This window comes from Stenotrophomonas sp. Steno-Z10-BAI (assembly GCF_056393115.1).
Genome location: NZ_JBWJOZ010000002.1, coordinates 899,458 through 909,780 on the forward strand (window position 1 = coordinate 899,458; position 10,323 = coordinate 909,780).

At 57.9% G+C, this 10,323-nt stretch carries 8 protein-coding genes; 7 read left to right on the forward strand and 1 reads right to left on the reverse strand.

Annotated features, from left to right (window positions below; translation table 11 throughout):
• The 7 genes from AC06E9_RS08830 (at position 1) to AC06E9_RS08860 (ending at position 8,696) form a co-directional block, all read left to right on the forward strand.
• The gene (locus tag AC06E9_RS08830) at positions 1-1,044 is read left to right on the forward strand and encodes an alpha-ketoacid dehydrogenase subunit beta (protein ID WP_123729076.1); all 1,044 of its coding nucleotides are present in this window, start codon (positions 1-3) and stop codon (positions 1,042-1,044) included.
• A 3-nt stretch (positions 1,045-1,047) separates the two neighbouring features.
• Positions 1,048-2,391, forward strand: a complete 1,344-nt coding sequence (locus AC06E9_RS08835) for a dihydrolipoamide acetyltransferase family protein (RefSeq protein ID WP_478055911.1) — start codon at positions 1,048-1,050, stop codon at positions 2,389-2,391.
• Between the two features lie 3 nt (positions 2,392-2,394).
• Positions 2,395-3,801, forward strand: a complete 1,407-nt coding sequence (gene lpdA, locus AC06E9_RS08840; protein WP_478055912.1) for a dihydrolipoyl dehydrogenase — start codon at positions 2,395-2,397, stop codon at positions 3,799-3,801.
• 728 nt (positions 3,802-4,529) lie between these two features.
• Positions 4,530-5,099, forward strand: coding sequence for a TIR domain-containing protein (locus AC06E9_RS08845; RefSeq protein WP_478055913.1), 570 nt, complete (start codon positions 4,530-4,532; stop codon positions 5,097-5,099).
• 35 nt (positions 5,100-5,134) lie between these two features.
• The gene (locus AC06E9_RS08850) at positions 5,135-5,971 is read left to right on the forward strand and encodes a macro domain-containing protein (protein ID WP_478055914.1); all 837 of its coding nucleotides are present in this window, start codon (positions 5,135-5,137) and stop codon (positions 5,969-5,971) included.
• Between the two features lie 88 nt (positions 5,972-6,059).
• Positions 6,060-8,123: a hypothetical protein gene (locus AC06E9_RS08855; protein ID WP_478055915.1), complete on the forward strand. Its 2,064-nt coding sequence runs from the start codon at positions 6,060-6,062 to the stop codon at positions 8,121-8,123.
• 222 nt (positions 8,124-8,345) lie between these two features.
• Positions 8,346-8,696: a helix-turn-helix transcriptional regulator gene (locus tag AC06E9_RS08860; RefSeq protein WP_478055916.1), complete on the forward strand. Its 351-nt coding sequence runs from the start codon at positions 8,346-8,348 to the stop codon at positions 8,694-8,696.
• Here the strand turns inward: AC06E9_RS08860 and AC06E9_RS08865 are convergent.
• A protein-coding gene (locus tag AC06E9_RS08865; RefSeq protein WP_478055917.1) for an IS3 family transposase occupies positions 8,624-9,711 on the reverse strand; the annotation gives its coding sequence in 2 pieces (ribosomal slippage) (positions 8,624-9,459 and positions 9,459-9,711; 1,089 coding nt in all). The two genes, AC06E9_RS08860 and AC06E9_RS08865, sit on opposite strands and share 73 nt — an antisense overlap.
• Positions 9,712-10,323 lie beyond the last annotated feature (612 nt).

Here is a 10,323-nt window from a genome sequence, read left to right on the forward strand (position 1 = left end):
ATGAGCGGGATTGAACAGAACAACACCGGCGGCACGCCGATGACCATGATCCAGGCGCTGCGCTCGGCGATGGACGTGATGCTGGAACGCGACGACAACGTGGTGGTCTTCGGCCAGGACGTGGGCTACTTCGGCGGCGTATTCCGCTGCACCGATGGCCTGCAGACCAAGTACGGCAAGCAGCGCGTGTTCGATGCGCCGATTTCCGAGAACGGCATCGCCGGCGCGGCGATCGGCATGGCTGCTTACGGCCTGCGCCCGGTCGCCGAGATCCAGTTCGCCGATTACATCTACCCGGCCTACGACCAGATCGTGTCCGAAGCGGCGCGCATGCGCTATCGCTCCGGCGGCAGCTTCACCTCCTCGCTGGTGTTCCGCACCCCGTGCGGTGGTGGCATCTACGGCGGCCAGACCCACAGCCAGAGCCCGGAAGCGATCTTCGCCCACGCCACCGGCCTGCGCACGGTCATGCCGTCCAACCCGTACGACGCCAAGGGCCTGCTGATCGCCTCGATCGAGAACGACGATCCGGTGATCTTCCTGGAGCCCAAGCGCCTGTACAACGGCCCGTTCGACGGTCACCACGACCGCCCGGTCACCGCGTGGTCCAAGTACCCGGACAACCTGGTACCGGAGGGCTACTACAACGTGCCACTGGACAAGGCCGCCATCGCCCGCGAAGGCAAGGCACTGACGATCATCACCTACGGCACCACCGTGTGGGTGGCCAAGGCCGCCGCCGAAGATGCCGGGATCGATGCCGAAGTGATCGACCTGCGCAGCCTGTGGCCGCTGGACCTGGAGGCCATCGTGAATTCGGTCAAGAAGACCGGCCGCTGCATCGTGCTGCACGAAGCCACCCGCACCTGCGGCTTCGGCGCCGAACTGGTCGCGCTGGTGCAGGAGCACTGCTTCTACCACCTGCAGGCACCGGTGGAACGCGTTACCGGCTGGGACACCCCGTATCCGCACGCGCAGGAATGGGACTACTTCCCGGGTCCGTCCCGGGTCATCGATGCAATGCAGCGCGTGCTGGAGGACTGAACCATGGGACATCACGTCATCAAGATGCCGGACATCGGTGAAGGTATCGCCGAAGTCGAACTGATCACCTGGAAGGTCGAGGTCGGTGGCCCGGTCGCCGAAGACCAGGTCGTGGCCGAGGTCATGACCGACAAGGCCATGGTCGAGATCCCCTCGCCCGTGGCTGGCACCGTGGTCTCGCTGGGCGGCAAGCCCGGCCAGATGATGGCCGTCGGCAGCGAGCTGATCCGCCTGGAAGTGGAAGGCGCGGGCAACGCCAGCGCCGCCAGTGCACCGGCCGCTGCCACGCCGGCCGAACCGGTTGCTGCGCCCAAGGTGGCTGCGCCTGCTGCTGTACCTGCGGCCGCCGCCGAGGCTGCACCAGCCGCGGCGCCCGCCAAGGCTGCCTCTGCATCCGCACCCGCCTGCGCCGCCAAGCAGGACGCGCGTGGCGCGGTGACCAACGGCGTGCTCAACGCCGGTGAAGCTCCCCTGGCCTCGCCGGCCGTGCGCCGCCGCGCTTGGGACCTGGGTGTCGAGCTGCGCTACGTGCCGGCTACCGGCCCGGGCGGTCGCATCCTGCAGGCCGATCTGGATGCCTACGCCGCCGCCGGTGGCAAGGCGCAGCCGGTCGGCGGCAGTGCCGGTGGCAGCAGCTACGCACGCCGTACCGGCGAGCAGCAGGTGCCGATCATCGGCCTGCGTCGCAAGATCGCGCAGAAGATGCAGCAGTCCTGGACGACCATTCCGCACATCACCTATGTGGAAGAAATCGACGTCACCGAAGTGGAAGCCCTGCGCGCCAAGCTCAACGAGCGCTGGGCCAAGGAGCGCGGTAAGCTGACCCTGCTGCCGCTGCTGGCACGCGCGGTGGTGCTGGCCGCACGCGACTTCCCGCAGATGAACGCCCGTTTCGATGACCAGGCCAACATCGTGACCCGCTATGAAGGCGTGCAGCTGGGCATCGCGACCCAGAGCGAGGTCGGCCTGTCGGTACCGGTGGTCGCGCATGCCGAGTCGCTGGACCTGTGGCAGACCGCCACCGAGATCGCGCGCCTGGCCAACGCCGTGCGCGTGGGCAAGGCCACCCGTGAGGAGCTGTCCGGCTCCACCATCACCATCAGCAGCCTCGGTGCGGTCGGCGGTGTGGTGTCGACACCGATCATCAACCATCCGGAAGTGGCGATCGTCGGTGTGAACCGCATCATCGAACGCCCGATGTTCCGCGAGGGCCAGGTGGTGGCCCGCAAGCTGATGAATCTGTCGTCTTCGTTCGACCATCGCATCGTCGATGGCATGGATGCGGCCGAGTTCGTGCAGGCGATCCGTACGCGCCTGGAAACCCCGGCCCTGCTGTTCGTGGAGTAAGCGATGTCCAATACCCTTCAAACCCAGCTGCTGATCATCGGCGGCGGTCCCGGCGGCTACATCGCCGGCATCCGCGCCGGCCAGCTCGGCGTCAAGACCATCGTGGTCGAGGGCGTCAATCCGGGTGGCACCTGCCTCAACATCGGCTGCATCCCGTCCAAGGCGCTGATCCATGCCGCCGAGGAATTCGCCAAGGTCACCGCCTATGCGGCAGGCACCTCGCCGCTGGGCATCAGCGTGCAGGCACCGTCGCTGGATCTGGCCAAGACCGTCGCGTGGAAGGCCGGCATCGTCAAGAAGCTGACCGGTGGCGTTAGCGCACTGCTGAAGAAAAACGGCGCGCAGCTGATCAAGGGCTGGGCCACGATCGTCGACGGCAAGACCGTCGAGATCGCCGGTGCCGCCGAAGATGGCGGCACGCTGCGCATCACCTGCGAGCACCTGCTGCTGGCCACCGGCTCGGTGCCGGTGGAACTGCCGTTCCTGCCGTTCGGTGGCAAGGTCATCTCCTCCACCGAAGCCCTCTCGCCGACCATGCTGCCGAAGCAGCTGATCGTCGTCGGTGGCGGTTACATCGGCCTAGAATTGGGGACGGTGTACCGCAAGCTCGGCTGCGAGGTGACGGTGGTCGAGGCCCAGGAACGCATCCTGCCGGCCTACGACGCCGAGCTGACCAAGCCGGTGGCCACGCACCTGGAGAAATCCGGCGTGAAGCTGCTGACCGGCCACAGCGTGCTCGGCCTGGCCGACACCGGCCAGCTGCGCGTGCGTGACAAGGACGGTAACGAAATCGCGCTGGACGCCGACCAGATCCTGGTCGCGGTCGGCCGTCGCCCGAAGACCGACGGCTTCAACCTGGAATCGCTGCAGCTGGATCTGACCGGCAAGGCGATCAAGATCGACGACCAGTGCAAGACCTCGATGCGTAACGTGTGGGCGATCGGCGATGTCGCCGGTGAGCCGATGCTCGCGCACCGGGCGATGGCGCAGGGCGAACTGGTCGCCGAGATCGTCAGCGGCAAGAAGCGCCACTTCGTGCCGGCCGCGATTCCGGCGGTGTGCTTCACCGACCCGGAAATCGTGGTGGTCGGGCTGTCGCCGGACGAAGCCAAGGCACAGGGCATCGAGACCAAGGTCGCGCTGTTCCCGTTCGCCGCCAATGGCCGTGCGATGTCGCTCGAATCCACCGATGGCTTCGTGCGCGTTGTTGCACGCAGCAGCGACCACCGCATCCTCGGCTGGCAGGCCGTGGGTGTGCAGGTGTCGGAGCTTTCCATCGCCTTCGTGCAGTCGATTGAGATGGGCGCCACGCTGGAAGACATCGCCGGTACGATCCATCCGCACCCGACGCTGGGTGAGGCGGTGCAGGAAGCGGCGCTGCGTGCGTTGGGGCATGCGTTGCATATCTGAGGCAGGTCTGTAGGTCCGAGCCATGCTCGGACACCCTACCTGGTACCACGACAAACGGCCCGCATTGCGGGCCGTTTGTTTCTTGCTCTTCGGCCTGCGGCCAGACTTCGGCTGTCGGAGGCAGGCCACGTTTTCGACCTGCGCTCTTTCGGGCGCTTTGCCGGGCGCCCCAACGTAGCGACCGGGTGGCCGGGCGACACGACCGAGCTCTTCCGGAACACTTGGCAGCAGCAGACATAGGCGAATGGCGGCAGAACCACTGCGAACCCGCTGCACTGATCCCCCTCCCTTGGGTAGAAAAATGCACCGGTGGATCGGGAAATTTTTCGCTGAGCGCACGCACGCTGTCGACCAGCGGCGCGTTCGGAACCCAACGGATCGATCGCGATCGTCAGCTCCGGCTCCCCGCTCGCCCTCGTACTGGTCGCGACGGCTTCGAAACGGGAGGCGCTTGCCAGCACTAGGCGCGCCTAGCCCACCAGTCCGCACGCAAGCGAAGCGCGCAGGCCCGAAGCAAGAAGTCGGGCCGAAGGCGTCAGGGATGTGGAAGGCTGGCGATAGCCAGTCCCGTCAGGAATGGGCGAATAGCGAACCTGGAGCAGCACGGTCTGCGAAGCAGAGACGCCCGGCAGTCGTCTCCAAGTGTTATCTATTTCTGATAAATTTGGAAATTAAATGAGCACGCTGGCGACAGTCGACACGGGCAAACAACAACGGAGAAAACAACAATGTCTGTACGAAACGGAAACTACAGCGCCTTTTATGTGGCCGAGCCATTCAACCCCAGCGCGCTAGGTGCACATGCAACCAAGGACTTTTGCTACTACAACCTGCTCCGATCCTGGAAAGGTGCAGATTCGAGCTTTCCGTTCATTGATTCTCACGCGACGACATACAACGTTCGTGATGGCAGTGACTGGGAGACAACCCTGAAGCCTAGATTGCGGACACGCCTGCGATCGTCAAAAAATATTGTCCTTTTTCTAAGTTCGACCACGGTCAACTCTAGAGCGATCAGGGAAGAGATTGATTACGGCATCAATGACCAGGGATTGCCCATAATCGTCATCTATCCAGAATATGCCACCAAGGAAGATTTGTTGATTAATGGTTCGCTCAAGCAGACGGTGAAGAATTTGTGGGCGCAAATTCCTGTTTTCAAGGATTCAATGGGCAGTGTGCCCACGCTTCATGTGCCCATCAAGAAGGATCTAATCAAAACGGCGCTCAATGATTCTGGATTTATGCTAGCGACGAAAAAAGAGGCGGCTGTTTATCGTTACCCGGCCACTCCTTAAACCGAAATATATTGCGCCTTCGGGGAGAAATTGTAGTGGCAAAGGTAAGTCTTTTTGATAGGCGAATATTTAAGAAATTTCTGGAAATATCGTCCGGTTTTTTTGCAGCACTTTCTGGAACCCTGATATTCGTTGATATTCCGGACGAGTATCGGGTTATGGCTGGTGCCGCGATTTTGGTGCTGTTGATTTTGATGTATCTCATCTTATGGGCAAGATCAAACAACCTCCAAGATGTAAGCCTGAGCATCGAGGGTAGCACTGTCAACATCAAGACCGGTGACATATTCCAGCAATCAGGACTAAAGGCCATCGCCTTTAACGAATACTTCGATACCGTGGTAGATGACAGAATCATCGCCAAGCGATCACTCAATGGAATCTTTCTAGAGAAGTATCTCGGAACAAGTGTCGCCGACCTTGACCGGCATATTGATGAGTATCAATTTGAAGATGACGATGTATTGGGCAGAGAGGTAGATAGAACGGCTGGCAAGAGGGTTAAGTACAAGGTCGGCACAATCTGCGTTTATAAAGATTACCTCGTTACAGCCTTTGCCAAGTTTGACGGCAGCAACAGGGCAAACCTGACAATGCCCCAGTATCTAGAGTTTTTGATTAATTTCTGGGACAAAGTAAACAGAGTTTACGCACAACAAAGCGTATCCACTACGATCTTCGGATCTGGTATTACGCGAATCAAGGGACACAAGAATATCAGCGACGAAGATCTGTTGAAGATCATGCTGTGGACGTTTCGCATCAGTGAAATGCGATTCAAGCACCCTGCCAAGTTGACCATTGTTATTCACAAAGAAAAAATTGATCAGATAAATCTTCTCGACATCAAATCCGCCAGAAATGGCATGTAGCATTGAGGACTTAGCTTTTTGCTGAATATGGTTTCATGTGGCTGCAAAGGCAGCAAGACCTCATGTAGGAAACGCAAAAGGAAGTGCCATGTCCGGTAGAATACAGCACCACATTCCGCAGTCATTTCAACGCGGCTTCCTTATATGCGCCAAATCCAAGCAGACGTACGTTTACCGCGTTGATAAACATTATGTCTCCAATATCGACCGCATAGCCGCACAACGCGACTTCTACTCCAAACCGTCGAGTGATGGAAGAAAAACTCTTGACGACCTAATCACCAGCTACGAAGACAGGCTAGGTCACTTGTTAGGTACGCTACGCGCCATTGAGATGGGCGCAGCTGCAGATGCCAGCATGGCAGCGGAGGTTATTGCGCACTTGACTCCCCGCGGAAATAGTGTGCGCCGCATGTTCGGCAGTGGCGCCATGAATCTCATGGTAGGCGTATCGGAGATATTCGCCGACAAAGAGGCGATTGTGTCCCTACTTGGTTTAGGGGAGGCTGCGCCAAATATAACCTGGAATGAGCATATTGCATCCGCTTTTGATAAGGAAGAAAAATTAACTCAAACCATTCGTCTTTTTCTTAGCCAAACAAAAATTCCAAAAGCGTCGTTGGATAGAATGATTTTCATGCTTGCAAAGGAGAACATGCTAGGGGATACAAACCCCATACCCGACCAATTTCAACAGGCTTTTTCTGGCCTGTTTTCACGCATCGACGAGATTGTAGGCGATAGCCATAGAAAATTGCTGAATAATGGATTGATTGCAGAGCCACGCAAGCAGGACTTGGAAGAATTTACATGGAATATATGTCCGGCGCCAGAAGATGGCGCAATCATGCCGGACTGCATCGCGCTTGGCCTCGATGAGAAAGAAGGCCGATTCCTCCCCTATATCATGACATCGACGGCTTCTGCCGTCGTCATGCCCCTGACATCACGAAAGTTGCTTGTAGGGGTGCGCGCAGGCAGCACTGCTCCTGATCTATCTAGTTTTAATCATGAAGCGTCAGAGTGTAGCGATGAGATTTTTATCGCAGCATCATCTACTCATGTAGATTTAAGCGAGAAAATCGGGAAACGCTGGAAAGGCAAGATGGACTCCGTTGTCCAAGAGGCTTTAAGCAGCCTCTTGCCGCACAAAAACCCACAAGGCAAAACTATACCCCCATTGGCTCCAACGCCGTTTTCGGGTTATCAGCTTGCTTTCATTGGCTGGTCCACCGAGGAAGATGTTTCCCATATAAGCGGAGCTGTTCAATCCCTTGTTGAAAAGTTGCGCCAGCGGCTAAACTTGACACGTCTGGACGGCATCACATTTACGTCCGATTTTGGAAAGACGCTTACCGATACAGAGCGCGGCTTCGGCGCAAATACGAATCCGGAAGGTATACCGGATTATATTGCACAGGGAGCTGCCGCTCTCTTGGTTTTGCAGGACGGGAAGCTCAAGGTACGTATCGTGCTGAACAAAGAATACGCCATGTCCTTGGTTGGCGAGGAAATGCAAGATGCAGGAGTCACGTTGCATTTGCTTGTCGCGGGATTGTCTCTCGCACATACGGTGAACCAATTTGAAAGTACGCTACCGGGTTTCCTGATGGAGCCTGTAACGGAAAACCAGCATGATGCAGTATTGCATTGCGCTATGCGTAAGGTGTTGCGTGCTTATCGCTATGCTTACGACAGCGCGGGATTTGGAGTGGAAAATTTGTTTGAGCAGGAGTTCTCAAGTTACCTTACCCAAACCTTTGACTTGACTTATGCTCGTATCGCCAAGGCAAAAGAAGAACATGCGATAGACGGCGATCACCCTAAACTGTTTAACACCGCCCACGCTGCCATAACCGATATCCTGATTGCCTCGGCCCGGCTGATTGGACATCTGGACGGCATGGGGAAAGCACCCTTGCCAACTCCAGAAACGTCTGCTGGTGCTGCGATAGCCGCACGACAGCTTACCGGGTGGGTCAATGCGTTTGCGTATGATCTGCTACAGTTCTGGAAGCGGGAATCCTGGACGCGAGAAGACCTTTATGGGCTGAATATCCATGTTGAGCGCCTATTGTGGCCGTGCGGCATCTTTCTTTACCCCGCCGACAGTGGTCAGGGAACGATGATTTTGTCACTCCAAGCTGGCTAGACGCTTCTATAGTTCATTGCTCCCGCAATGTCGGCGAGTGATGTGCAATCGCTCGCTTAGCTGTTTGCTGCAATTTTTCCCTCAGAGCGACATGAGGCAAGCGGCGCAACGGCGGAACGCCGAAATACCTGTTCCATACGCCCAGCCTTGCTGCAGCAAGTTGTCACGATCGCCACCGGTAGCCACCATAACGCTTATTGCATACATCATGGACTCTGGACGATGGCTGCCGACTCGAAACCGCTCACGGAACCAGCACAACCCAACGCTTCGCTGCCCTACCCCGGCACTGAGCAATACGTCGAGCTTCCGCAGTTCCCGAAAGGTTCTCCACTCCCCTTTCGCCGCACGATCCGCCGACGTGAGCTGCATCAAATCGCGCCACTGGCGGGCACCACCATCTACGAAATGGAGCAGCGCGGCGAGTTTCCCCGGCGCTTCCGGCTGACACCGCGGTGCGTGGGTAATCCCCCCGCTTTTAGCGGTCGCCAAAAATGGAACTACGCTGCCAGTGCAAGCTTCTGCATTGGCGTGATGCCGCCGAGCACCATGTTTGGGCGCTCGTGGTTGTAAGTCCATAGCCAACGAGTGGCGATGTCCTGGACCTGTTCGATGTCATTGAACAGATTGCTAGCAAGCCAAGCGTAACGCACGGTCTGGTTGTAGCGCTCGATGTAGGCGTTCTGCTGAGGATTGCCTGGCTGAATGTAGAGCAGCGCAATGTCTTGCCGCTCGGCCCATGCTTGCAGCGCTCCGCTGATGTACTTGGGCCCGTTGTCGCAGCGTATGGCGTGGGGCTTTCCGCGCCATTGAATGACCTCTTCCAAGCTGCGGATGACGCGCGCCGCAGGCAAGGAGATGTCGACCTCCATCGCCAGTCCCTGACGGTTGAAGTCATCCAGTACGTTGAGCATCCGGAAGCTGCGTCCATCAGCCAACTGGTCGTGCATGAAATCCATCGACCACGTCTGGTTGACCGCCTCAGGCACCGCCAAAGGCTCCGGCACTTTCCGGACGATGCGCTTGCGCGGCTTGATGCGCAGATTCAGCTCCAAATCGCGATAGATCCGATACACGCGCTTGTGGTTCCAAGCGAAGCCCTTCACGTTGCGTAGGTGCAGGAAGCACAGCCCAAAGCCCCAATCGCGGTAGGCGCTGGTCAGCCTGAGCAACCAGTCGGCGATGATCGCATTTTCTTGGCAGGCCTTGGCCTGATAGCGGTAGCAGGTCTGACTCACCTCGAACGTCCTGCACGCATGAACGATGCTGGTGATGCCTGCCTGGACCGCCCGTCTGGCCATCTCGCGACGCTGAGATGGCCTCACCATTTTTTTGAGAGCGCTTCCTTCAACAGCTCGGCACTGAGCTGGGCATCGGCGTACATCTTCTTCAGCCGCCGGTTCTCGTCCTGCAGTTCTTTTAGCTGGGACACCATGGACGCATCCATGCCGCCGAACTTGCTGCGCCACTTGTAGAACGTCGCTGAGCTGATGCCATGCTGTCGGCAAAGGTCAGGGACAGGCGTGCTGGCCTCGGCCTGCTTGAGTACGGCGATGATCTGGCTGTCGGTGAATCGTGATTTCTTCATGGGATCTCCTCGGGTTAGGTTACGAGAAAATTCCACTTCTGGCTGCGGCTAACCTGCGGGGGGATTACCATTCTTCCCGATGCACTCTACGGTGAGAAGGGATTTTGCTGGCGCTCCATGGCAGCATTGGAGGTAATAAGGCTCGCCTCCTCGGCGGCATAGGGACTGTGGGTCAACAGGGCCATCATCAGAGAGAGCTGTTCGCATACCCCAGTACGCAGCACAATCTTCCACGATCCGGACTTTAGGCAGACGCAGGTCTCAATCCTGTTGTCGAGCCTCTTCAGCACTACCGGATCATCCTTGCGCTGGCCCCATCTTCTCTTCACCGCGGGCCTGATGATCACCGTGCCTGGGAACTAGAAGAGCCGCTCAGTAAGCACGCGAGGTATGACGAAATCAATTACTCTTCCGTCCTTCTCGATCCTGCGCACGATGCACCTGGACCTGTTGCAATCTCGGAGCAGGCCGCATTATGAGGGATTGATGCCTCACACGAGATACCCCCAATTTCGCCACACAATTTTTAATATACCCCATAAATAATATGAAAAAAAGAAGCGTAATTTATTATCTTCCGTCACTTCGAACTGAAGACGCAGTTCGGCAGAG